Below are 24,769 nucleotides of genomic sequence, written 5' to 3'. Positions count from 1 at the left end.
ATCCGGGTCAGCATCCGGCAAGGACCACGACATATGGCGGTTCGTCGCGCAAGCGGCACATCAGAATGAGGGCAGACGGTGGCAACCCGGGCACAGAGCGGGCCTATTCCAGCGATCAATCGGTGGCGAAAATCCCGAAAACTGCGCAATTTCGGCACCTTGGGGTTGGTTCTTCTGGGGCCGGCGCTGGCGTTGGCCACGTATCTTGTCATCGGTCCATTTGACCTCGGAGCAACCGCGCCGACATTGCGCCTGATCCTGCTGGCTGACCTTGTCTATGTGCTGGTCGTCGCTGCGTTGGTTCTCGGTCAGGTTTTCAGTCTGATCGCAGCACGCCGCGAGAAATCGGCTGGCTCCAGGCTACATCTGAGGCTGATCGGCGCTTTTACGCTGCTGGCACTGGTGCCAACGGTCACTGTCGCGATCTTTGCAGGATTAACGGTGAATATCGGTCTGGAAGGCTGGTTTTCGGACCGTGTACGGCAGGTGGTAGGTTCGTCCCTTACCGCAGCCGAAGCCTATGAACTAGAACATCGGCAAGGGCTAACGCAGGACGCTGCGGTGTTGGCGCGGTATCTCGACAACGCCAGAAATCTGGACTTCTACATTTCCGACGCCGAACTGCGTGAGGTTTTGGCACAGGGTCAGGCGCAAATCCAGCGCGGCCTGCGCGAGGCCTATGTCATTGATGGCAGCGGCGAAATCCGCTCACGCGGGGATCGGTCTTATCTGTTCGATTACGAAGCGCCCACGCCGGAACAATTTGTTGAATCCTCGGACAATGGTGTTTTGATCATCGCTGACTGGGAAAACAATGAGTTCCGCGCGCTGGTTCCGTTGCGGGCTTATCTTGACCGATATCTGTATGTCAGCCGCGAGGTCGACGGCCAGTTGTTGACGCTGCTGGATGACACTAAGGAAACGGCGCAGTTCTACCAACAGCTTGAAAACGAGCGGGGCAGGGTGCTTTTTGAGTTTGGCCTGCTTTACCTTGGCTTTGCTGTGATCCTTATCCTGGCAGCTATGTCGTTGGGCATGTGGTTTGCGGAACGTCTTTCACGCCCCGTGGGTCGATTGACGACTGCTGCACAGCGCGTTGGGGCCGGGGACCTGAGTGTGCAGGTCATCGAAGAGGCCAGCGATGATGAGATCGCGATGTTGGGCCGGTATTTCAACCAGATGACCCGGCAACTTAAAGGGCAGCGCGACACATTGCTTGAAAATACCCGCCAGATCGAACGCCGTCGGCGGCTGTTTGATTCTGTTCTTAGCTCGGTGACGTCTGGCGTGGTGGGTGTTGATCCGGATGGATGCGTGACTTTTGTAAACCGCTCTGCGGAACGGTTGCTGGACTGGACGCGCTTGGATGAAAAACTCTCGATCGGGATCGCGGTTCCGGAGTTTCTGCCGCTGTTTGAAAGCCTCAAAGAAAGCGGACAAGAGGCGGTTCAGGGTGAGGTTAAGGTAACCCGTAAGGGGCAACTGGAAAACCTGCTTGTCCGCATGGCGACCCGCCGGGGTGAAGATGGCAGGCTTGAGGGTTACGTGGTGGCCTTCGATGACGTGACCGATCTTGTCAGTGCGCAGCGAATGGCCGCGTGGGGCGATGTTGCGCGGCGGATCGCGCACGAGATCAAAAACCCTCTGACCCCGATTCAGCTGAGCGCTGAACGCATCAAACGCAAATTCTCGCGCAAACTGGATGAAGAGGATTGTGAGAGCCTCGAATCCATGACCAGCGTGATCGTGCGGCAAACCAACGATCTGCGACGCATTGTCGACGAGTTCTCGAAATTTGCGCGCATGCCGCAACCGGATCGGCGCGAAGAAGACGTGGTTGGACTGGTGCGTGAGGCCGTGTTGCTGCAGCAAGCCGGACAACCGGACGTACAAATTGATGCCACGCTGCCGGATCAGCAAATCCTTGCGGATGTGGATGCAACGATGCTGTCTCAGGCGTTGACAAATCTTATCAAGAACGCAGGTGAGGCGATTGAAACGCTCAAACAAAAGGGACCGCCGGCAGATCTGAAACCTCAGATCAAGGTGGACGTGACCCGAGATGATGCGGGCACGGTGATTACGATTGCTGACAACGGCATCGGACTACCCGAAGACCGCGCGCGTTTGTTCGAGCCTTATGTGACCACACGGGACGAAGGGACAGGCTTGGGCCTGCCCATCGTCAAAAAGATTATCGAAGAACACGGCGGGGCGCTGACGCTGGAAGACGCCCCCAAATTTGACGGACAGGACCATTTCGGTGCGATGGCCGTGATCCGATTACCGGGGGGCAATTTCTCTCCGACGACAGCGCCACAAAAGCAGGCAATTCATACTAACAAACTGAAAGCAGGCCAAAGATGAGTGACATTCTGATCGTAGATGACGAACGCGATATTCGCGAGCTGGTGTCCGACATTCTGGAGGACGAAGGCTATTCAACCCGGCTGGCAGGCAACTCGGATGAGTGCATGGCCGAGATCAACTCCGAACCGCCGGGGCTGTTGATTCTGGATATCTGGCTGAAAGACAGCCGCATGGACGGTATCGACATACTCAAGGCGGTAAAGCGCGACAACCCGGATGTGCCGGTGGTGATTATTTCAGGCCACGGAAACATCGAGATCGCCGTGGCGGCGATTAAACAGGGTGCGTATGATTTTATCGAAAAGCCCTTTAATATTGACCAGTTGATGGTGGTGATCCGCCGCGCGATGGAGACCTCTCGCCTGCGCCGCGAGAATGCATCGCTGAAACGCAAAGAGGTCACGAACTCGGATATGATCGGTAAGTCTGCTGCGTTCCGTGCGATGCAGAGCCAGTTGGACAAAGTGACCAAATCAAATGGCCGGGTAATGCTGAGTGGTCCGGCCGGATCAGGCAAAGAGATCGCAGCACGGTATATCCATGCGCATTCCAACCGCGCCAATGCTCCCTTTGTGACTGTGAACTGCGCCGGGATCGAACCTGAACGGGTCGAAGAGGTTTTGTTCGGTCGTGAAACGCCTGAGCGCGGCATTGAGTCCGGCCTGCTGGAAGAGGCGCATGGTGGCGTGGTGTATTTCGACGAAGTAGCCGATATGCCAAAGGGCACGCAGTCCAAGATTTTGCGCGTGCTTGTCGACCAGCAATTCCAGCGCGTTGGTGGATCAGACAAGGTGCGCGTTGATCTGCGGGTTATCTCGTCGACCAATCGTGATCTTGAGGCGGAAATTGCCGCTGACCGCTTCCGAGAAGAGCTGTATCATCGGCTGAACGTGGTACCGATTGCGGTGCCGTCATTGGAAGAACGCCGCGAGGATATTCCGGTTTTGGCCCAGCATTTCATTGAGATGTGCAACGAATCTCAGGGTCTGGCGATACGCGAAATCTCAGAGGAAGCGGTCGCGCTGTTGCAGACGATGACGTGGCCCGGCAATGTCCGGCAGCTCAAGAACTTGATCGAGCGTGTCCTTATCCTTGGCGAAGGGTCTGGTCCGATCGAGGCCAAGGAATTGCCGACCGAAGAGGAAAAGACCGACGATTCAGGGCGTGTTGTCCTGTCGGGCGCTTTGGCGACCTTGCCATTGCGCGAGGCACGCGAGGCGTTCGAGCGGGAATATCTGTTAACTCAGATCAACCGTTTCGGTGGCAACATAAGCCGCACCGCCAGCTTTGTCGGGATGGAACGCAGCGCATTGCACCGCAAGCTGAAATCGCTGGGCGTTGTGACATCGAACAAATCGGGCGCGCGGGTGGCGCAGCTGGATGAACCGGAACCGGCGGAGTAATTCGCCGGGACGTTATCCTGCCTGACCAGGCGTAATGATCTGGAACGAACCGCCCTCGATTTTTACAAAGCACGACTGCGTGCTCAGCGGTGGCAGCGTTGTGGTGCGCGTTCTTGGCACCTGTGACTTTACGCCTTGCTTGCAGGGTGGAAGGCTAACCGGACGATACCCTTTCTGGGCCATGCATTGCGCCTCGACCTGATTGCGTAGCGTCTTGTTTACGTCGACCGTGTAGACTTGACCGGGCTGCCACCAACCGGGCGAGCGGTAACAGCGACCTCTGCCATCACAATACGTGCGACCGGGCCAATAGGTGGGCGGGCTTTGCCTTACCTGGTTTGCCACCGGCACATCCTGCAGCGCATCGACCTGGCATTTTTGGGTCTCGGCCTGCATGCGAGACACGGTCTCGCCTTCGCGGTAATATAGCGAAAGCGGACTGCAAGACGACAGGATTACAACAGTAAGTAGCAAACGAAGCACTGTTTTCATGCACTTATCTTGCCGCAGCTTCACCCCGATGACAAATGAATTGACCGCTCTGGGGGCATCTGTCATTCAAGCAATTCAGGCAGAAAGGCCAGGAACATGAAGGTCATTATTTGCGGCGCCGGTCAGGTGGGTTGGCAGATTGCACGGCACCTGTCAGGCGAACTGAATGATGTGACAGTGGTGGATAACAACCCCGATCTGGTCCGCCGCGCGACTGAGACACTGGATGTGCAGGGGATTGCGGGCTTTGCCAGCTACCCCGATGTGCTGGACCGTGCCGGCGCGCGCGACGCCGACATGATCATTGCCGCGACCCATTCGGACGAGGTGAACATGGTCACCTGCCAAATGGCGCACTCTGTATTCTCAATCCAACGCAAAATCGCGCGTCTGCGGTCGAAATCCTATCTTGCGGCGATCCATTCGGACCTTTTTCGCCGGGATCACCTGCCCATTGATGTGGTCATCAGCCCGGAACGTGAGGTCGCCGCCGCCGCCATGCGTCGCCTATCGGCCCCCTCGGCCTTCGATACCGAAATGTTCATGGACGGAAAGGCGCAGTTGTTGGGCATTCGGATCGACGACGACTGTCCGATCGTGAATACACCGCTACGGCAGCTGACGGATCTGTTTTCTACGCTCAGTTCGATTGTTGTGGGTGTACGACGTGAAGGCAGCCTTTTCGCTCCGGAAGCCGAAGATCAACTGTTTGTTGGTGATGAATGTTATGTCTTCACCAGCGTCCAGGACGTGGACCGCACGATGGAAGTCTTTGGCAAGACCCAGAAGAAACAAGACCGCGTGGTGATCGTTGGTGGCGGCAATGTGGGCCTTGAGGTCGCGCGCTCATTGGAAGAACGCGAAAGCCGGGTTCGCGCCAAGATCATCGAACGCGACCGTCTTTGCGCCGAACTGGCTGCCGAAGCGTTGGAAAGGACGATTGTTCTGAACGGGGACGGTTTGGACGCCGCGTTGCTGCGTGAGGCCGGGATCGAACGAGCCGACGCCATGTTGGCGGTGACTGATGATGACCGGGCGAACATGCTGGCTGCTGTCCGGGCCAAGGCTGAAGGGTGCGCCTTGGCGATTGCGCTCATCAATGACCCCAGCATGGTGGCGCTGATGGGGCCGCTTGGGATCGATGCCTATATCAACCCGCGCGCCACGACTGTCAGCTCAATCCTGCGCCACATTCGCCACGGGCGCGTGCGGCAGGTCTATTCAGTCGGCGATGCCGAGGCCGAGGTTATCGAGGCCGAGGTTCTGTCGACCTCGCCGCTTGCAGGGCAGAGGTTGCGCGACATTGATTTCCCCGAGGGCGTTTTGGTTGGAGCCGTACAAAAGGGAGACCAGGTGCTGCGCCCGTCGGGCAGTCTGCGGATCGAAGAAAAGGATGTTGTGGCGATCTTTGCCTTGGCCAAGGATGTGCCCGAGGTTGAACGGTTGCTGCAAGTTTCAATCGACTTCTTCTAATGGAGCGCACGAGCACACAACAGATAAGGCTATTGCGGCGCTTGCCGCTGTTCCTGCTGATCTGGGGCGTGTTTTCACTTTCGATGTGGGTTCCTGCGATCTATGCGCTGGCACTGGATGACCACGATGTATCGCGGTCGTTCTTCTACTCGGGGCTGCTGGGCATTTTTGTCGTTGCGATCATTTCGCTGGCGTCCATGAGTCGGGTTTCACGGCGCGGGACGCTGGGGCAGCTTGCGGTGTTGCTTGGCTGCTTTATCGTGCTGCCACTGTTCCTGGCCATCCCCCTTCATGATGCGCTGGGAAACACCACCTTTCTCAACGCGTATTTCGATATGGTCAGTGCGCTGACAACCACAGGTGCGGACATATTCCCAGACCCCGATCGCCTGACCGCCCCGATGCATCTGTGGCGCGCGCTGGTGGGCTGGATGGGCGGTTTGCTGATGTGGATTTCAGCCGCCGCGATTCTGGCACCGTTGTCGTTGGGCGGGTTCGAGGTGACAGCACGCGGGGAGCCCGGCCGACCGGTTTCGGGCGTGGCGCAAAGCGAAAAGGTTGATCCGCGTGGGCGTCTGATCCGCGTTTCGCGTACGCTGACACCGGTCTATGCTGGCCTGACCGCCGTGATCTGGGTGCTGCTTTTGGTCTCGGGTGAGCAGGGGCTGACCGCAATCTGTCACGCCATGTCCACGATGGCGACGTCGGGCATTTCACCGGTCGGCGGGCTAGAAGGCGCGCAGGCCGGGATCACGGGCGAGGCGGTCATATTCCTGTTTCTGTTCTTTGCGCTGTCCCGGTTGACGTTTTCATCGGATACCGCTGCGTCTGGCTACACGCGTTTGGACAAGGATCCCGAATTCCGGATCGGTATAATGATCGCGATAGCAATTGCGGTGCTTCTGTTCTTTCGTGCTCTGGCGGGTGTGAGTGAAATTGGCGGTACGATTCGCCCGATCGACGCGGTGAACGTCTTTTGGGGCATGCTGTTCACGGTCCTATCGTTTCTGACCACGGCCGGATTTGAAAGTGCGAATTGGAACGATTCCCAACAATTGTCCGGGCTGGGTACGCCGGGCCTGATCCTGATGGGCTTGGCGCTTATCGGCGGCGGCGTTGCGACCACGGCGGGCGGGGTCAAGCTGCTGCGCGTCTTCGCCCTGTACTTGAATGGTGCGCGCGAGATTGACAGGCTAATCTACCCGTCATCTGTCAGTGGCGTGGGTGGCGGAAATCGGCGTATCCAAAGCGATGGTGCCTTTATCGCGTGGATCTTTCTCATGATGTTCGCGTTGACTGCGGCCCTATTCAACCTGTTACTTGCGATGATGGGGGCTGGGTTCGAACAGGCTATGGTTTTGACCGTTTCAGCGCTCAGCACGACGGGTCCGCTGATCGAACTGGCCACGGATATTCCCATTCGTCTGGTGGACCTCTCTGGGGGCGCCAAGCTGACAATGTGTGCGGCCATGGTGATTGGACGGCTGGAAACGCTGGCGATTATTGCGCTTATTACCCCAAGCCTATGGCGGGACTGATCTTCCTCATATGCGAATTGACTGTTTTTTCATCTGGAAACTCGGTTAATGACACTCCATACTCACCCGGAGGGAGCGCGTTGGTCCGCAGCGCGTAGCAAGAACAATGGCGAGATTATAAAAATATGGCTTCGGACAGACAGAATCTGCAGGACGCGTTCCTGAACAATGTACGGAAAGCAAAGGTCCCGGTCACAATATTCCTGATCAACGGTGTAAAATTGCAGGGTGTTATCACCTGGTTCGATAATTTCTGCGTGTTACTGCGCCGCGACGGTCAGTCGCAGCTTGTCTACAAACACGCGATTTCGACCATCATGCCGTCGCAGCCGATCAGCCTTTATGAGGGCGAAGACGCCTCTTGATGGAACATGACAGGATGCACACCCGCGCTTGGGTGTTGCATCCGGAAATCAAATCAGATGAACAGCGCCGCGTTCCCGGACCAGCGCTGGAAGAGGCGGTGGCTTTGGCCGCCGCTTTGCCCGACTTGGATGTGATCGGGTCAGAAATCGTGCGCCTGCAACGTGCCCAACCTGGTTTGTTGTTTGGAAGCGGTAAGATTGAGGAATTGGCCGAGCGTCTGCACGACAACAAGATCGAATTGGTTCTGATTGACGGGCCAGTGACGCCTGTGCAGCAGCGCAATCTTGAAAAGGCCTGGAAGGTCAAGATTCTAGACCGTACCGGTCTGATCTTAGAGATTTTTAGTGACCGCGCCCGCACCCGCGAGGGTGTGTTGCAGGTCGAGATGGCCGCGCTCAGCTATCAGCGAACGCGACTGGTGCGCGCGTGGACACACCTTGAGCGTCAGCGGGGCGGATTAGGTTTTGTTGGTGGTCCAGGTGAAACCCAGATCGAGGCCGACCGCCGCGCCATTGACGAACAACTCGTGCGGTTACGCCGGCAACTTCAGAAAGTGGTCAAGACGCGAACGCTGCATCGTGCTGCGCGGGCCAAGGTTCCGTACCCGATTGTCGCGCTGGTGGGCTATACCAACGCCGGGAAATCCACGCTGTTCAATCGCCTGACCGGGGCCAAGGTTATGGCCAAGGACATGCTGTTTGCGACGCTGGACCCAACCATGCGCCGTGTCGAACTGCCCGATGGGCCCGAGGTGATACTGTCGGACACGGTAGGGTTTATATCGAACCTGCCGACCGAGCTGGTTGCGGCTTTCCGGGCCACGCTGGAAGAAGTTTTGGGCGCCGATATCATCATTCATGTCCGTGACATAAGCCACGAAGACAGCGAAGCGCAGGCACAGGATGTAGATGCGATCCTGACATCATTGGGTGTGGATGACGAACGCCCGCGGTTGGATGTGTGGAACAAGATCGACTTGCTGAACGACGAAGAACGCGAAGCGGCATTGAAGCGGGCCGACCGCGACCCTGCAATATTTGCCATTTCAGCCGTAACAGGTGAAGGCGTTGACCCCCTTTTGGCTGAAATTGCAGCCAAGTTGCAGGGCGCGCGACATGAGGAAGTGCTTTCGTTGGATTTTGCCGAAGGCAACAAGCGCGCCTGGCTGTTTCGGCAGGATGTGGTTCGGTCTGAAAAACAAACGGACGATGGGTTTCAGATCACCGTTCTTTGGACCGATAAGCAAGCAGCGCAATTTGCGGGGCTTTAGGCGTCAGACACCGTCGATTTGACGCTGATAATCGTCCGCATCGAACCAACCAAGCGACGTTTGGATTTTGTAGGTGTCTGTCAGCTCCCATTCTTCCCAACCCCGCGTGACCACATGGTTGCCTGTTTCGGCATGATGGCCTTCCAGTGTCCAGACGAAGATCGCGTGCGATCCGGCCCAGCGCAGCATATCGCACCTGACCTCAAGGTCGGGGAAATCGGTGTAAAACCCGCGCGCCATTTCAGCCACTGCCGAACGACCGATAATTGGCTCGCCCCGGTTGATCGAAATTTGCCCGTCAGGGGCAAAGAACTCGGCCACCGCGTTCGGGTCGCCTGAACTCCAGGCAATTGCATAGTCGCGCGCGAGATTGTTTAGCCTATCGCGAATACTGGCCATCTGTACCCCCCCGGTCCAAAACACTGACCCTTTAAGATCGTAGGCGAAAAGGCGGGTCTGCGTCCACGGCGGGTAGCACAAAAGGGCAAGGTCCTGCCGAAACAGGCTAAATCAGCGCGGGATCAGGGTAGTGACCCCTACGGCAGCGGCCCGTGCCAGATCCAGATCCAGCGACATCGGGATGTATTCCCCGCGCCGCCACAGCTGCGCCTGATCATCGTAATAGCGCGACAGGAAGTGACCCGATTGACCGGTGGCCGTGACAAAGACCGAACTGTCCGGATCGGCAAAGTCATAGACCCCGCGATAGCCTGCACCGTGAACGTTCTGGAACGGGTCCCGACCTTCGCCCGAGGTTCGACCGCGCAGCAGAGTATTGTCACCTCCGCTGGTGGATTGGCGGATGTTGACGAAGAACCGCAGCACGGGAACCGACCCCAGAACCGGGTGATCATGTGTGGCCTGGTGGGCGTCACCCCAGCGCAAGGATTCCAGCGCCGTGCCATAGGTTTCACCGATCCAGATCAATGCGTCGTCCAAGGCCAGTCTGGCCATGTCGGTGCAGGTCTCGTTCGGGGCGCTCTGGCGGACATCGCACCAGACCGACGCCCCGTCGATGTCGCGGTAAACCCGCTCGATAAACAGCGGCTCCACATGCTTGTATTCTGCCGCCAGCGGGCCAAGCTCGTCCGAGATCAGACGGTTTTGCAGCGCCCGCAACCAAGCCGCATAGATCAGCGGTTCGGGCAGGTGTTCGTTCATTTCGCCATTCCACTCAGCCAGAAGGGAAAGGGCGATCTGGCGCTGCCGTTCCGGCGTGCCTTCGGGGGCCGACGCTCCGGTGAACCACAGGTCGGCACCGATCAGCGGCAGCAATGACCGGGCCGTGAAGCTGACGGTATCCAGTTGCGCTTCGATAAAGCTATCGCGGGTGTGGACCTCGCGCGATTGCATCAGGCGTTCCCAGCGATGCACACGCTGCGTGTCGCCCCATTCGTAGGACACATGCTGCGGGAAGGGGCGGTCGATGATCTTGTTGTTGGTATTGCCCAGAATACCGCCAACCGGCGCGACGAATTCAGGGTTATCTGCATAAGGCAAGCGGCCCTGCCAAAGGTTTTCAGCCAGCCAACCGGGCGTCGGAATACGGCCTCGGCTTTGATTGCGCAGGTCACGCTTAGGCATGGCACCGATCAGTTTCATTCCGATCGTGTCTTTGTCGACCAGCGACAGGTTCTGTGACGGCGCAATGAAAAGCTCGGCCACGTCAATTGCATCCCTGACACTGTCCGCATTCATAAGTTCCATCGAAGCCGTTATGGACGTGTCGCGTGGGCTGAGTGCTGTCCATGAAAGTGACGCGACATGACCGGGCGGGGTGATCGTCTCCAGATCGTAGTGGGTGCCGGGCAGGACGGGGCCGTTTTCCGTCCAGCGCAGGGTCAGGGTTATGGGTGCCTCGTCCTTGATCTCAATGATCGAAGGACGGGTGCGGAATTCTTTGAAACCATCCGGGGTCAGGTATTCCTCGGGGTTGTCGGGGTTCAACCGTTCAATATGCACGTCCTGATCGTCCAGATAGGACGAGGTCAGACCCCAGCCCAACCGATCACTGCGTCCTGTCATCACGGCGGGAACACCAGGGATGGTCGCGCCAATCACACCACCCTTAGCCAGTTCCAGCCGCGCCAGATACCAGGTGCCGGGCGCGGTGAAGCCCAGATGCGGGTCATTGGCCAGCAAGGTGCCGCCACTGGCCGAGCGTGACGGGGCAGCAGTCCAGGCGTTGGATGCGCCGGCCAAGCCACGTTTCGGAAAGGGCGACAGCGGTGTTTCGGGCATTGGCGTGCCTTGGGCATAACGCGGCACACCGGGAAACAGAGCAGCATATTCGGGCAGTGCGGCAACGCCTGCGCCGGGCACGTCGGGCAGAATATCGGCCAGACGTTCGGAATCATTCAGCATCAATGAGGTGCGGGCGCGCAGCACCTCGTCCTGAAGGTGGCCAGATAGTTGCAGGCCCATCAGCTTGATCACAGCGATACTGTCGCCGGGTTGCCAGGGGGATACACCCGCATTGAACAGAAACATTTCGGGCGCGCCACGACCTAAGGCGTTTTCGTTGATTTCCTCCAGCCGTGCGTTCACTCCGGCGGCATAGGCACGCAGCGCGGCCTTTGTGTAATCGTCCTGCACCTCAACCGAGCGATGGGCGAGGCCATAAAGGTCCAGTCGGCGCAGCAATTTGTCGATATGGACGGTTCGCGTGCCGAACACTTCGGACAAGCGGCCCTGCGCTGTACGGCGCATGACAGTCATCTGCCACAGCCGGTCCTGTGCGTGGGCATAGCCAAGTCCAAAAAACACATCCGGGTCAGTTTGACCCAGAATATGCGGCACATTTGCTGTATCCCGAACGATCTCAACCGGCGATGTCAGCCCTCGGACCTTAACCGTTTTATCATAGTCCGGCAGAGATTGGCTGGCGAGGAAATATACGAGGGCCACCGCGGCCAATGCCAGCAGGATCAGGCCTGTTGTAATACGCACGAGCCAGCGAAACACAAATCCCATCTACGGCCTACAATCCTGATCCAATTCTTGTTGCGGCAAGACTAGTGTATGGGGGTTCCAACCGAAAGAGGGGCAACCCGCGAATATTCCCGTTTCGGTACGCAAAAATGAAAAACCCCGCCACAGCCTGGAGCTGATGGCGGGGGCCAGGATCGGGGGAGTGGCAGCCCGAAGTTACGGAATGATCCGCGTGTATTTTGTGCCTTCGACCGTTGCACCGAATTTCAGACCGGCCTGACCAAATACGGCGGCCAAGACGGGTGATCGCAAGGTCGTGGTGTCGGTTGAAAGCGTGTCGCCGGTCGCATCGACGACGTAGCCGATGTCAGCCCCGGCGGTCCAACCGCTGGAGCGGCGGAAGTCGTCCAGCGCGTCCTGCGTCATGAAGAAAAGGACATGGGCATACTGCTGCGCGCCGATCTGTAAACCTGCGCTGCCTGAAACGGCCGAGTAATAATCTACCGTTGCGCCATTGATGCGCAGCGCGCCCTGGCCATAGGCACCGCCGAATATGAACCCGGCGTCGGTAATCAGCGGCATGACCAACATGCCATTGGATTTGTTGGCGATTTCAACCGTGTTGGGATAGCGCGCGTACATTTCGGTTAGCGTGGCATCGACACGGGCGTCAATCTTGACCGCGTTCGAGTTGCCCACGCCATTTCCGCAAGCGGCTGTAAGGGTAAGGCCGGCCATGCCGAAAGCAAAGCCGCGACGGCTTAGTCGGGATGCGTTGGAACTGCTCATAATGTTTTCTCTGTATAGCTGCCTGATATGTCGGGTGTACCCGATCTTGTGTGCAAGACTACGCCGATTGCGGCTGCGTGTCACGGGAAAGCTGAGTACTGACAGATCACAATCGGCGAAAACTTGCGGGAATTTGGGGTTTTAGCCTTGCAGGATACGCGCGACCTGAGGTGCGAAATAGGTCAGGATGCCGTCGCATCCAGCACGCTTGAAGGCCAAGAGACTTTCGAGCATGACCTTTTCTCCGTCGATCCAGCCGTTCTTGGCGGCTGCTTGGATCATCGCATATTCGCCCGACACCTGATACGCATAAGTTGGCGCGCCAAAGGTGTCTTTCACACGGCGACAGATATCCAGATAGGGCATGCCGGGCTTGATCATCACCATATCGGCGCCTTCGGTCAGGTCGCGTTCGATCAGGCGCAAGGCCTCGTTCGAGTTTCCCGGGTCCATCTGGTAGGTTTTCTTGTCACCCGTCAGCGCGCCCGAAGCACCGACCGCATCGCGGAAAGGACCGTAAAAGGCACTCGCATACTTGGCGGCGTAGCTGAGGATCATTACGTTCTGATGTCCGACCGATTCCAACGCCTTTCGCATCTCTCCAATTCGGCCGTCCATCATGTCGGACGGACCAATGATGTCAGCCCCGGCGTCGGCCTGTGCCAGTGTCATTTTGACCAGGGCCGAGACCGTCTCGTCGTTCACAATTTCGCCATCGATGACATAGCCATCGTGACCATTGATGTTGTACGGGTCCAGCGCGACGTCCGTCATGACTGCAATATCTGGGGCTGCAGCCTTGATGGCGCGGATGGCGCGATTGGACAGATTGTCGGGGTTCCACGCCTCTGCGCAGTCTTCGGTTTTCAGGCTGGTATCCGTGTAGGGAAAGATGCAGATCGCCGGAATTCCCAGCGCTTGCGCCTCAACCGCGGCCTTGGCGATCAGGTCCACGGATCTACGTACCACGCCAGGCATTGAGGGCACGGCTTCTTCCACGCCCTCACCGTCACGCACGAAAACGGGCCAAATCAAATCGTCCGTGGTCAGCGTGTTCTCCCGGACCAGCCCGCGCACCGCCGCAGATTGGCGCGCCCTGCGGAAACGGGTCAGGGGGTAGGGGGCGATGGTAGGTTTCATGTCGCGCTCTCCTTGAATAATCCCGCATTGGGTGGCATGAATTCCGTGTGGTCTCAAGGGTAAGGATGAACGCGCCGGTGCGAATTAGCCCCTCAGGACGTGGAATAAAGGGCTGACGCTTGGACATATCCTCTACGCTTTTCGAAATCATCGACATGCGCAGCTTTTCGAATCTGTGGTACTGGATCGCGCTGGCGGTGTTGTGGTCGTCGGTCAGCCATTGGACGATGGGCGTGCCGCATGACCTTTTGGTGCGCGCCCGAAGGGTCAGAGGACAGACGGAACAGGACCTTCTTGATATCGTGCGTATCAATGGTAATCGGGTTCTCTATATCGTTGACGTGTCAGGGCTGGCCCTGTTGGGGTTGGTCTGTTTCGTATTTACCGGGCTGGGCACGCTGGGGTTCTACTACGGCGTAGAATTTGCTCAGGCAGTGTTTCTTCTGCTTTTTCCGGTCTGTTTTGTGGTGCTTCTCCACATCCGGGCAGCGCGCAAGCTGCGCGCGGGCGAAAAAACGCTGGAGTTCGTGAGCAAGGTTTTAACCCGCTGCCGGATCTACACGCAGATCATCGGTATGATTTCGATCTTGATCACATCGCTTTGGGGCATGTACCAGAACTTCTCGATCGGTGTGCTGGGCTAGGAAATTCGGAAAGGCAAGATGATGACGGCTCCGAACCACGTAAGTGTCGGCGGCGCCCCCGAGGGGTTTGACGCGCAGCTTGTCCTGAACGAGATCAAGCGTTCGGGGCAGCCCGTCTGCCATGTCGCACGGGACGACAAACGGATGGAGGCGATGCGTGCAGCCCTTGCCTTTTTCGCACCTGACATGCCGGTTTTTGTTTTCCCCGGATGGGATTGCTTGCCCTATGACCGGGTGTCGCCCAACGCCGATATTGCTGCGGCGCGTGTTGCGACGCTGGCTGCGTTGGTGCACCAGATGCCCGACCGGTTCGTTCTGCTGACCACGCTGAATGCCGCAACTCAACGCGTGCCCGCGCGGGACGTATTAAGAGAAGCCGCGTTTACGGCGCGTGTTAATCACCGTGTTGACGAAGCCGCGCTGCGAGACTTTCTGGTTCGCATGGGGTTCACTCAAAGTCCTACGGTCATGGAACCCGGTGACTACGCGGTACGGGGCGGGATCATCGACATTTTCCCTCCGGGCGAATCCGGTCCGGTCCGATTGGACTTGTTCGGCGACGTTCTCGACGGTGCACGGCGTTTTGATCCGGTGTCTCAACGCACAACCGAAAAGCTGGAAGTCGTGGAACTGGCCCCGGTATCCGAGGTCATTTTGGATGACGCCGCCATCACGCGATTTCGCCAGAATTACCGCATCGAGTTCGGCGCGGCTGGTACGGACGATCCGCTGTATGAGGCGGTCAGCGCGGGCAGAAAACATCAGGGCATCGAGCACTGGTTGCCGTTTTTCCACGAAAAACTGGAGACTTTGTTCGACTATTTGCCCGATGCCACGGTCTCGTTGGATGATCAGGTTACGCCTGCACGACTGGCCCGGTGGGAGTCGATTGAGGATCAATACGAAACCAGACGGCTGGCGTTGGAAAATCGGTCCCGTATGGACACGGTTTACAAACCGACGCCGCCCGGATTGCTTTATCTGGACGACGCTGCGTGGGAACGGGCAGTGGGAGATCGGCGTGTGATGCAGTTCAGTCCGTTGCCACAGGCCGGCGGGCCGGGCGTGATTGACGCGGGTGGGCGGATTGGCCGCAACTTTGCACCAGAACGACAACAAGAAAGCGTCAGCCTGTTTGGTGCGCTTGCCAGTCATATCTCCGATAAGCTGGCCAAAGGTCCGGTTCTGCTGGCATCATACTCAGAAGGTGCGCGCGAACGCCTGACCGGACTGATCGAAGACGAAGGCCTGACCGAGGCCATCCCTGTCGCCGATGGCACGCGCGTAGGCAAACGCGGGCTGCATCTGGCGGTCTGGGCCTTGGAGAGCGGTTTTGAGACCCCCAATCTGACAGTGATTGCAGAACAGGACGTTCTGGGGGATCGCCTGATCCGACAGCCCAAAAAACGCCGCAAGGCTGAGAATTTCCTGACCGAAACCCAATCCCTCAGCCCCGGTGATCTTGTGGTGCATGTTGATCACGGGATCGGGCGCTACATGGGGATGGAGGTTATTACCGCCGCAGGTGCTGCGCACGAATGCTTGTTGTTGGAATATGCCGAACAATCCAAGCTTTACCTGCCGGTTGAGAATATCGAACTGCTGTCGAAATACGGCCATGACGAAGGTCTGCTGGACCGCTTGGGTGGCGGCGCGTGGCAGGCCAAGAAGGCGAAGCTGAAAGAGCGTATCCGTGAGATGGCGGACAAGTTGATCCGGATCGCGGCTGAGCGCGCGCTGCGTAAAGCTCCGGTCATGGACCCGCCGCCCCACGCGTGGGAGGAGTTCAGCGCACGCTTTCCGTATCAGGAAACCGAAGATCAGTTGCGCGCGATCGCGGAAGTGATGGAGGATATGCATTCAGGCGCGCCGATGGACCGCCTGATTTGCGGTGATGTCGGCTTTGGAAAAACCGAAGTCGCCATGCGCGCGGCGTTTGTCGCGGCGATGTCCGGGGTACAGGTTGCCGTAATTGCTCCGACCACCTTGCTGGCGCGTCAACATGCGGCGTCGTTCAAGGAACGCTTTCGCGGCTTCCCTCTTGAGGTTCGTCAGTTGTCGCGGTTTGTATCCTCGAAAGAGGCGCAGCAAACGCGCGATGGGCTGGCGCGTGGAACTGTGGATATCGTGATCGGTACCCATGCGCTGTTGGCCAAGGGTATTCGGTTCAACAATCTTGGCCTGTTGATCATTGACGAAGAACAGCATTTTGGGGTTGGCCATAAAGAGCGCTTGAAACAGCTTCGGTCTGACATTCACGTGCTGACCCTGACCGCAACGCCGATTCCGCGCACGCTGCAACTGTCGCTGACGGGCGTGCGCGATCTGTCTATTATCGGTACGCCGCCCATCGACAGGCTGGCGATCCGCACCTATGTCAGCGAGTTCGACGCCGTCACGATCCGTGAGGCGCTGCTGCGTGAACATTATCGCGGCGGGCAGAGTTTTTATGTTGTCCCGCGCATCTCGGACCTGCCTGAGATCGAAGAGTTTCTAAAGGAACAACTACCGGAACTCACCTATGTTGTAGCGCATGGCCAGATGGCGGCTGGCGAACTTGATGACCGGATGAACGCTTTCTACGACGGCAAGTATGACGTGCTGCTGGCCACAACGATTGTGGAAAGCGGCCTGGACATTCCAACAGCGAACACGATGGTCGTGCATCGGGCGGATATGTTCGGCCTAGCGCAGCTTTATCAAATTCGCGGCCGTGTTGGGCGGTCAAAAGCCCGCGCCTATGCCTATCTGACCACAAAACCGCGCCAGAAGCTGACGGCCACAGCCGAGAAACGCCTGCGGGTTCTTGGCTCCTTGGACACGCTGGGGGCCGGGTTCACGCTGGCCAGTCAAGACCTCGATATTCGCGGTGCGGGTAACTTGCTGGGTGAGGAGCAGTCGGGCCAGATGCGCGACGTTGGCTATGAACTCTATCAGTCGATGCTGGAGGAGGCGATTGCCAAGATCAAAGCCGGTGAGATGGAGGGTTTGACAGAGACCGAAGATCAGTGGGCGCCGCAGATCAATTTGGGCGTACCTGTTCTGATACCCGAGGACTACGTGCCCGATCTGGATGTGCGTTTGGGCCTCTACCGCCGCCTCTCGTCACTTTCGACCAAAGTTGAACTTGAGGGGTTCGCGGCAGAGCTGATCGACCGGTTCGGTAAACTTCCGAAAGAGGTGAACACTCTTATGCTTGTGGTGCGCATCAAGGCCATGTGCAAACGGGCCGGTATCGCCAAACTGGACGGCGGGCCAAAGGGCGCAACGATTCAGTTTCATAATGACAAGTTTGCCTCGCCCGAGGGCTTGGTGGAATTCATCCAGGATCAACGCGGCCTGGCCAAGGTCAAAGACAACAAGATCATTGTCCGGCGTGACTGGAAAAAGGACAGCGACAAGATCAAGGGTGCGTTCGCAATCGCCCGTGACTTGGCTGAAAAAGTCGTGGCCGAAAAGAAAAAGGCCAAGGCCTAGTCGCCGCTGACAAAGGTGCAAAGCTGCCAGTCGCCTGCGTCTGATTTTGAAAACGCGGCGCGATAGCCTGTCATGGGCCAAAGATAGTCCCGGTGCATATAACCCTGTGCGCCGTCGGTCAGCAGAACGCGCTGATACTCGGTATCGCTCTGAAAATCGCGGACGATGACGACCTCATGACTTATCAATCCCAAGGTAAGTGCGGCGCGGTCCGGTCCCTGGCGCAGGGCGACATCAGTGCCGGTGACGAAAAAGGCCAGCTGAGGATCTAGCGACGCGGGCAAGGTGATCTGCCATTGATGCGGCATCCAGAATTCACCTTCCTCGTCGAAATAGCCGGGCTGCGTTAGGGTGTATTCCAGATCGGCCCAGTACTGCGCGCGCAACTCATCAGCCTTGCCTTGATCCTCTTCCGACAGGGTTTCAGGTTCGAGCGTAAGATTGGCGCGCAGCTCTTCGGGGCCGCCACTACCGCCGTGGCTAAGATAGATATCGGGACAGGCGGTCGCAACGACGGCGTCGACATCTCTTGCGGAAACATAGGACAGCAGGGCGTCACGAAAGGCCACCAGAGACGGATCGCGGTTGGCCTGATCCGCAGGGGGAAAGGTCTGGCGGTCGGCAAAGGCTGGACCGCAGAGCACGGCCAGCAACAACAGCGTGTATCTCATTCCGCGGCCCTCATAGCGGCCTGAGCGCAAAAACACGAAGCCCCAACAGCGCGGTCTGCACGTGCCAGCGCCAGATCAAGCCTCTGTTTGATCTGCGTAATTTCAGTGTCTTCTTGGCGTGCCTTCAGACAGTCGTGCAAACCCTTCAGGCTCCAGACATTGTCGGGGTGGATTGAGGCACGGCTAAGCCTGCCGCCCAATCCGAGATCTTCGCGATAGACGGCTTCAGCCTCGGCCACGCGGCCCTGTTCGAACAGCAGTGCCCCAAGAGCGTGACGGGTGGGCTGCATCCAACCCCAAGGCTCATCATAAGGAAGCATGTCGTCCAATTCGACTGATCGGCGCAGATGGGCGAAGGCGATATCGAAGTTGCCCTTGCGATACTCAATCTCTCCGCGCAGCATTTCCCGCGCGATTTCAAGAAGATCAATAACGCGGTTATTATGCAGCAATCGCGTTTCTGGCACGCAGGCTTTGGCTGACATGAACAGTTGTTCCTCGGCCTCTGCCTTCGTTACATCGCCCGTGGCCGCAAATGCGATTGCGCGGGCATAGTGGATCGTTGCGGTCAGAGTGCGGTAAAGGTCAGGGTCGTCAGGAAGGTTCAGGGCTTTCGCCTCCTCCCACAGGCCAAAGCGGATCAGGATATGTGGACCCATGGACATGTAGCTTTCGAAGTAATCTGCCATGGGCGGGCTTTCGATGCGAAGCAAATCCTCGGGCGTGGTATCCCACATATCTTGATTGGCACGTAGGGCCGGTTCCAACTGACCCAGAAACAGCGCGCCGTAAATGGCGAAGTGATAGTTGTGCTGCCGATAGCCCGTGTAGATATTGAACGCACCTTCACGCTCGTAATACTTCAAGTCAGCCTCGGTGGCTTTTTCGTTCCAGTAAACAACATCGTGGTAGTGGCCACACAGGACGTCGATATGAGTCGGCATATGCACCAGATGGCCTGCGTCAGGAACCAGCGTACGCAGCACATCCCCGGCCTTAAGTGCTTTCTCCGGGGTTGGCGACATTTCCATCAAGTGAACGTAGAGGTGCAGAAGCCCCGGATGGGACATTGCGTCGGGGTCGTTGGCCATCGCATCTTCCAGCGCCTTCTGAGCCTCAAGCGTCGCTGCGCCCTCGGCGGGTTTGCCCGAACTCAGATTCCACATCTGCCAAGGAGTGAGGTTCAACAGAGCCTCGACATAAATCGTGCGCAGGTCCAGATGATCGGGATGATCTGCAAAAGCGGCGCGCATCGCGTCGGCGAAATCGTGGTTCCAGCCGTGCATGTCCGGCAACGGTTCGCGCTGCGGGTAGCGGGATGGCAAAGCGCGGATCAGTGCCTGTTCTAACGGCGTGCAGGCCTCCATTTTGGAAAGCGCCTGCTGAGTCGCATCATAGGCCTGTGCCAGCGCCTTTTGTTGACCACGCTCATCCTGCAGATCCCATGGCAGATTGTAATTCGGTCCTGCAGCGTAGGCTATTCCCCAAAAGGCCATGGCGCAGTTTGGATCGAATTCAGCCGCTCGCTGAAAGCAAACAACAGCTTCGTCGTGATTGTAGCCGTACGTCCAGATCAGCCCGCGATCAAACCAAAGCTGCGCCTCGGGTACAGATGTGCTGATCGGACAGGAATATGTCCCTAGGTCGTAATAGTCGCTCATTCATCACCTCCCCTCAGGTCGATGACAGCCTAGCGAGTTTTACCGAAGCTGCACAGGTCAGACGAGCAGCCTGTTTTCGATCCGGCCCATGTGCAGCATAAGCCCGAAACCGGTGGCGCTCATAACCAAAATTCCGGTGGTCAGCGGGGTTAGGGACCCGTCGAATAGCAGTCCGATCGGGGCGGCAATGGCAGCGGCCAGAACGGTTGAGAACGCACCGATGACTGACGCGGCCATTCCTGCGATATGACCCATGGGCTCCATCGCGATGGCGTTCAGGTTGCCCATTGTCATACCTGCCGTGAAAAAAATCGAGGTCTGCCAGAAGACAAAAACGGCAAAGGACAAGTTGGCCGAAAGTGGCATCATATTCAGAACGATAACGCTACTTGTCACGAAAATCTGCGCACCCAAAGCCCATGTCACCAGCCGCCGCATACCCACCCGGATAACCAGCGCTGCGTTCAGCAGGCTTGCTGATCCTGCCATCAAAGCCACGAAACCGAACCAGAAGGGGAAGCTGTCCGCGCTGTCGTGGATCACGTCATAGACCGGCTGCACCATGGTCAACATGGTAAACAACATGCCAAGGCAAAGCGTCTGCACGAAGATGGACACCCGGACTGTGGGATGGTTGAACATCTCGCGCGCTGCCGAGGCCATCAGGGATAATCGCAGCGGCCGGCGGTCCTGTTGCTTCAGGGACTCGGGCAGGCGTAGGCCCATCCAAAGGACGGTGACGACCGAGAACAGGATGAATGAGGTAAAGATCCCGCGCCATCCGGCAATAGCGATCATTCCAGCCCCCAGCATCGGCGCGACTGCTGGGACGAGCGTAAAGATCATCATGGCAATTGATACAATCCGCGCCATTTCCCGGCCTGCATAAAGGTCGCGGATGACGGCCATTGATACCACACGCGGTGCGGCGCAGCCGATACCCTGCGCAACCCGTGCAACCAACAGCAATTCCAACGAGGAACTCGCCCAAGCCACCGCCGCCGAAACGATATACAAGGCCGAGCCGACAAAGATCACTGGTTTGCGCCCAAAAGCGTCGGACAAGGGTCCGACGAAGAACGTCCCGATCCCCATGCCCAGTACGAAAGAGGTCAAGATCAACTGTGCCCGGTTGACGTCATCGGGGCTCAGTTGCGCTCCGATTTCAGGAAGTGCGGGCAGCATGGAGTCGATCGAAAACGCAATGGTCGCAAACATCATTGCGATCAGTGCGATGAATTCACCCGTAGACATCCGACCTGTCATGGCGTCCTCCTGACCTGACCGCGCTATCACGACAGGTCAGGTGGTGCTAGGATCAAAATGCGCAGGCCTCTGTGCTAATTTGCAGAGGGCTCCTCAAGCTGCGACATGATCTCACCAATCACTTTTTCCCACATCTCTGGAGGTTGCGCGCCCGGCACGGCGTGCTGGCTGGCCACGATGAAGGTTGGAACCGAGTTGACCCCCATCTGGCGCGAATGGGTATCGCGGGCGCGAATATCGTCGCGGTCAGCGCTCGAGTCCAGCAGCTTCAACACAACGGCCGCGTCCATCCCGACACCGTCGGCAATATCGGCCAACACTTCGTGGTCGCTTATGTCTCGTGCCTGCACGAAATACGCGTCGAACAGAGCGTCAACGACCGCGCTCTGCTTTCCCTCAATCCCGGCCCAGTGGATCAGGCGATGGGCGTCCAGTGTGTTGGGCGTGCGCTTCATGCCTTCGAAGTCTATGCTGAGACCAGCTTTTGCAGCATGTTCAACAACCGGCGCATAGGCGCGGACGGCACCTTCTTTGCCGCCAAACTTGCGCTCAAGATATTCGCGCCGGTCCATACCTTCGTCCGGCATGTCGGGGTTGAGTTGAAACGGATGCCATTCGATCACGAACGGGTGGTCAGGGATCGCGGCTAACGCCTTATCCAGATGTGTCTTGCCGATATAGCACCACGGACAGATCGGGTCGGACATGATGTCGAGTTTTACGGTCTGGGTCATGGTGTGTTTGCCTTGAAGTAGGCCGGAAGTGCCCGGCGCAGGAGTTTGCCGTTACCGCCAGTGGGCAGTTCGGGCATGTGAATAAAAGCGCGGGGTTGCTTATACCGCGCCAGGTTTGCCTCGACATAGGCATGCAGGTCGGCATCGTCCAGCTTTGCCGGGCCTGTGTAGAAAGCAGCTATCACAAATGTGTCCTGCTTGACCTCAACCGCCGCAGCGCCGACTTGCGTGATGCCGGGGTATTTGGACAGTGCGGCCTCAACCTCGACCGGTGAGACGCGATAACCGCCCGCGTTCATCATATCGTCGTCGCGGCCCAGATACGTGATTTGCCCGTCAATGGCCATAGCACCTTGATCGCCGGTCAGGAACCAGTCGCCCTGCATTCGGGCCTCAGCCTCGTCGGGTGCATTCAGATAGGTCAGCATCAGGCCGGGGTCCGAGCGGTGAATGGCGATGGTGCCTTCCTGCCCCTGCGGAACGGGTCCATCCGGTCCTAATATTGCCACGCGGCGTCCCGGCTGCGGTTGACCCAACGCGTCACCCCGCGCAGGGTGGGCAGGGCTGGACGAGATGAAGGTCGAGCATTCGGACATGCCGTACGCTTCGTACAATTCTGTTCCGGTCGCGTCGGCCCACTGCGCATGCAGATGCCGCGACAGCTTCTCTCCTGCACAAAGACCGTGGCGCAAGTCTGGCAGAGGCAGGGTCTGCGAGGTCTTGAGCAACTTGCGAAAGACACCGGGAGCAGCCGCAAAAATCGTTGCCCGATGTTCGCGCAGCAAGGTGGGCAAGTCGTCAGGGTCGGTGCCCGGTTCCGGGATCAGCGCCGTTGCGCCAATGGTCCATGGGTCCATCAGACCGGTGCCGAGAGTGTAGGTCCAGTTGAACGCCCCGGCATGGCACAATCGATCCGTATCCCGCAGCCCGTACCAGCCATCCACCATCATCTGCCGCGCCCAGATGGCGCGATGCGCGTGGGCCACGGCGCGCGGCTTGCCAGAGGTTCCAGAGGTATAAACGACATAAGCCAGCCGGTTCGGGTCGCCGAACTGAAACTCAGCGGGGGGCAGGGTGCGCATGTCTGACAGCGCGGCCAACGTGATCTGCGAAGGATGCGCCGCACAGGCGACGTCTGGGTCGCGCAGAATGGCGGCGGGGTTCAGGTCTGCGATCATGCGTTCCGTTTCCGGCTCGGTCAGCTGTGACGATGTGGGGACTGGCACGATCCCGACCGCAATCGCACCGAGATAGGCAATGGGAAAATCCACTGTGTTTCCCAACCGCATCAAAACGATGTCACTGGGTTTAAGCCCAGCGTTCAGCAGCCCGGAGGCTGTACCTAGGATTGCCGCTTTCAGCGCGCTGTAGGTCCAGTCCTCGGTACCAGTGCTGCGCAGAACGGAAAGGGCGACCTTCTCTGGCCGGCTATCCGCTTTTTGCAGCACATGCGCGGCCAGATTAAACGGTGTGGGGCAGGCCTGGGGTGGCCGTTGGTCGAAAACGGAAAGCATGACACTGGCTATCGCGCCGCTTGCCGCGTTGCAAGCAGCGCAGGCTGCGCCTATAGAGTTGCGCATGAGCACAAATGATCAGCCATCCCTTATCCGTATTGCCCGTGACTCGGGCGAGCATAGCGATCCTGAGCCGCTTGATCTTGGCGCACGCGTGCGCCAGTTGCGCAAGGCGCGGAACTGGACGCTGGAACAAGCGGCCTCGCAGGCGGGGCTTGCGCGATCTACGCTCAGCAAGATCGAAAACGGGCAGATGTCGCCGACTTATGACGCGCTGAAAAAGCTGGCGACCGGATTAGAGATTTCGGTGCCGCAACTTTTTACGCCCCCTCAGCGCGACCAAGTAATCGGACGCATGGCCGTAACGCGTATGGGACAGGGTGCAGCGCACCCAACCGTAACCTACGAGCATGAACTGCTGGCTGAGACACTGACGAAAAAGCAGATGCTGCCTTATCGCGCCCGCGTCCGTGCCCGCTCAATGGACGAGTTTGACGGCTGGGTGCGCCACGACGGAGAAGAGTTCCTTTTCGTGCTGACCGGCGTCGTGAAACTGTACACCGAGTTCTATGAACCAGTTGAAATGCGTCGGGGAGACAGTGCCTATTATGATGGCAGCATGGGTCACAACGTGATTTCGGTCAGCGACGAGGACGCAACAATCCTGTGGGTGACGTCACTAGCCTAAAGATCGAGTGCACTCGCGGTTCAGGCCTTCGGTAAACAGAAAATCCTCAAGCTCTTCGTGCGCCTCGTTCACGGTCAGGTGGTGGCGCTCGGCCAAGTACGCTTCGAACCCTTTTCGGTCTTTGCACAGCTGTGATTTATCCTGATCGCGCAGGTTCGGGAAACGTCTTTTGGCGCGTGAATACATTGCGTCCCAGTCTTGAGTAAGGTCAGTCCAGCTTAACATCTGTGTGCTTTCCGTTGTTAAGGTTTCACGGCTGCCCAGCCCTTTGATCACGTTACGAAGAGGGCAGGGTTCCGCGTGGATGACAAAATGTCGCACCCAATGATCGCTAGCCCCAAA

General features: G+C 58.1%; 20 protein-coding genes. 9 read left to right on the top strand and 11 right to left on the bottom strand.

Annotated elements, in window-relative coordinates; genetic code table 11:
* Window positions 1-78 precede the first annotated feature (78 nt).
* Together LCM21_RS02275 and ntrX are read left to right on the top strand one after the other, a co-directional pair.
* Entirely contained in the window at window positions 79-2,367 is a 2,289-nt protein-coding gene (locus tag LCM21_RS02275; protein ID WP_224889139.1) for a sensor histidine kinase NtrY-like, read from the top strand.
* A complete protein-coding gene (ntrX, locus tag LCM21_RS02270; RefSeq protein ID WP_224889138.1) occupies window positions 2,364-3,773 on the top strand; it encodes a nitrogen assimilation response regulator NtrX in 1,410 nt (469 codons plus the stop codon). Before LCM21_RS02275 ends, ntrX begins: the two co-directional genes overlap by 4 nt.
* 12 nt (window positions 3,774-3,785) lie before the next feature.
* Here ntrX and LCM21_RS02265 read toward each other — a convergent pair whose 3' ends face one another.
* Entirely contained in the window at window positions 3,786-4,265 is a 480-nt protein-coding gene (locus LCM21_RS02265) for a hypothetical protein (protein ID WP_224889137.1), read from the bottom strand.
* Between the two features lie 96 nt (window positions 4,266-4,361).
* On the opposite strand from LCM21_RS02265, the gene trkA reads away from it, so the two are divergent.
* The 4 genes from trkA (at window position 4,362) to hflX (ending at window position 8,912) form a co-directional block, all read left to right on the top strand.
* Entirely contained in the window at window positions 4,362-5,738 is a 1,377-nt protein-coding gene (trkA, locus tag LCM21_RS02260; protein WP_224889136.1) for a Trk system potassium transporter TrkA, read from the top strand.
* Window positions 5,738-7,276, top strand: coding sequence for a TrkH family potassium uptake protein (locus LCM21_RS02255; protein WP_224889135.1), 1,539 nt, complete (start codon window positions 5,738-5,740; stop codon window positions 7,274-7,276). The genes trkA and LCM21_RS02255 overlap by 1 nt, the downstream gene beginning before the upstream one ends.
* 125 nt (window positions 7,277-7,401) lie before the next feature.
* On the top strand, window positions 7,402-7,641 hold the full coding sequence (hfq, locus tag LCM21_RS02250) for an RNA chaperone Hfq (protein ID WP_010440340.1): 240 nt from the start codon (window positions 7,402-7,404) through the stop codon (window positions 7,639-7,641).
* On the top strand, window positions 7,641-8,912 hold the full coding sequence (gene hflX, locus LCM21_RS02245) for a GTPase HflX (protein ID WP_224889134.1): 1,272 nt from the start codon (window positions 7,641-7,643) through the stop codon (window positions 8,910-8,912). The genes hfq and hflX overlap by 1 nt, the downstream gene beginning before the upstream one ends.
* A gap of 3 nt (window positions 8,913-8,915) precedes the next feature.
* Here hflX and LCM21_RS02240 read toward each other — a convergent pair whose 3' ends face one another.
* From LCM21_RS02240 to hemB, 4 genes are all read right to left on the bottom strand, one after another.
* Window positions 8,916-9,311 (bottom strand): nuclear transport factor 2 family protein, encoded by a 396-nt coding sequence (locus LCM21_RS02240; protein WP_224889133.1) that lies wholly within the window; start codon window positions 9,309-9,311, stop codon window positions 8,916-8,918.
* 111 nt (window positions 9,312-9,422) lie between these two features.
* Window positions 9,423-11,885, bottom strand: a complete 2,463-nt coding sequence (locus LCM21_RS02235) for a penicillin acylase family protein (protein WP_224889132.1) — start codon at window positions 11,883-11,885, stop codon at window positions 9,423-9,425.
* A 174-nt stretch (window positions 11,886-12,059) separates the two neighbouring features.
* Window positions 12,060-12,632 carry a lipid-binding SYLF domain-containing protein gene (locus LCM21_RS02230; protein ID WP_068331571.1) on the bottom strand — a complete coding sequence of 191 codons (573 nt, stop codon included), beginning with the start codon at window positions 12,630-12,632 and terminating at the stop codon, window positions 12,060-12,062.
* Between the two features lie 141 nt (window positions 12,633-12,773).
* Complete coding sequence (hemB, locus tag LCM21_RS02225; RefSeq protein WP_224889131.1) at window positions 12,774-13,772, bottom strand: porphobilinogen synthase; 999 nt, start codon at window positions 13,770-13,772, stop codon at window positions 12,774-12,776.
* Window positions 13,773-13,891: 119 nt separating this feature from the next.
* On the opposite strand from hemB, the gene LCM21_RS02220 reads away from it, so the two are divergent.
* Both LCM21_RS02220 and mfd read left to right on the top strand, forming a co-directional pair.
* Window positions 13,892-14,416 carry a component of SufBCD complex gene (locus LCM21_RS02220; RefSeq protein WP_224889130.1) on the top strand — a complete coding sequence of 175 codons (525 nt, stop codon included), beginning with the start codon at window positions 13,892-13,894 and terminating at the stop codon, window positions 14,414-14,416.
* Between the two features lie 21 nt (window positions 14,417-14,437).
* Window positions 14,438-17,893 carry a transcription-repair coupling factor gene (gene mfd / locus LCM21_RS02215; protein ID WP_224889706.1) on the top strand — a complete coding sequence of 1,152 codons (3,456 nt, stop codon included), beginning with the start codon at window positions 14,438-14,440 and terminating at the stop codon, window positions 17,891-17,893.
* Here the strand turns inward: mfd and LCM21_RS02210 are convergent.
* The 5 genes from LCM21_RS02210 to LCM21_RS02190 all read right to left on the bottom strand — a co-directional run bounded on the left by LCM21_RS02210 (window position 17,890) and on the right by LCM21_RS02190 (window position 23,739).
* Window positions 17,890-18,564, bottom strand: a complete 675-nt coding sequence (locus LCM21_RS02210) for an SH3 domain-containing protein (RefSeq protein ID WP_224889129.1) — start codon at window positions 18,562-18,564, stop codon at window positions 17,890-17,892. The two genes, mfd and LCM21_RS02210, sit on opposite strands and share 4 nt — an antisense overlap.
* The gene (locus LCM21_RS02205) at window positions 18,561-20,225 is read right to left on the bottom strand and encodes a metallophosphoesterase family protein (RefSeq protein WP_224889128.1); all 1,665 of its coding nucleotides are present in this window, start codon (window positions 20,223-20,225) and stop codon (window positions 18,561-18,563) included. Before LCM21_RS02205 ends, LCM21_RS02210 begins: the two co-directional genes overlap by 4 nt.
* Before the next feature lie 57 nt (window positions 20,226-20,282).
* Window positions 20,283-21,491 (bottom strand): MFS transporter, encoded by a 1,209-nt coding sequence (locus LCM21_RS02200; protein WP_224889127.1) that lies wholly within the window; start codon window positions 21,489-21,491, stop codon window positions 20,283-20,285.
* Between the two features lie 74 nt (window positions 21,492-21,565).
* A complete protein-coding gene (locus LCM21_RS02195; RefSeq protein WP_224889126.1) occupies window positions 21,566-22,225 on the bottom strand; it encodes a DsbA family oxidoreductase in 660 nt (219 codons plus the stop codon).
* Entirely contained in the window at window positions 22,222-23,739 is a 1,518-nt protein-coding gene (locus tag LCM21_RS02190) for a class I adenylate-forming enzyme family protein (RefSeq protein WP_224889125.1), read from the bottom strand. Before LCM21_RS02190 ends, LCM21_RS02195 begins: the two co-directional genes overlap by 4 nt.
* Before the next feature lie 64 nt (window positions 23,740-23,803).
* Here LCM21_RS02190 and LCM21_RS02185 point away from each other — a divergent pair, with 64 nt between their 5' ends.
* Complete coding sequence (locus tag LCM21_RS02185) at window positions 23,804-24,427, top strand: helix-turn-helix domain-containing protein (protein WP_068332590.1); 624 nt, start codon at window positions 23,804-23,806, stop codon at window positions 24,425-24,427.
* On the opposite strand, the gene LCM21_RS02180 is transcribed toward LCM21_RS02185, so the two are convergent.
* Window positions 24,419-24,652: a hypothetical protein gene (locus LCM21_RS02180; RefSeq protein WP_224889124.1), complete on the bottom strand. Its 234-nt coding sequence runs from the start codon at window positions 24,650-24,652 to the stop codon at window positions 24,419-24,421. The two genes, LCM21_RS02185 and LCM21_RS02180, sit on opposite strands and share 9 nt — an antisense overlap.
* Window positions 24,653-24,769 lie beyond the last annotated feature (117 nt).

This window comes from Ruegeria profundi (assembly GCF_020171505.1).
Taxonomy (GTDB): domain Bacteria; phylum Pseudomonadota; class Alphaproteobacteria; order Rhodobacterales; family Rhodobacteraceae; genus Ruegeria; species Ruegeria profundi.
Note: the sequence above shows the minus strand (reverse complement) of the source record. Positions and strands in the feature narration are given on the sequence as shown.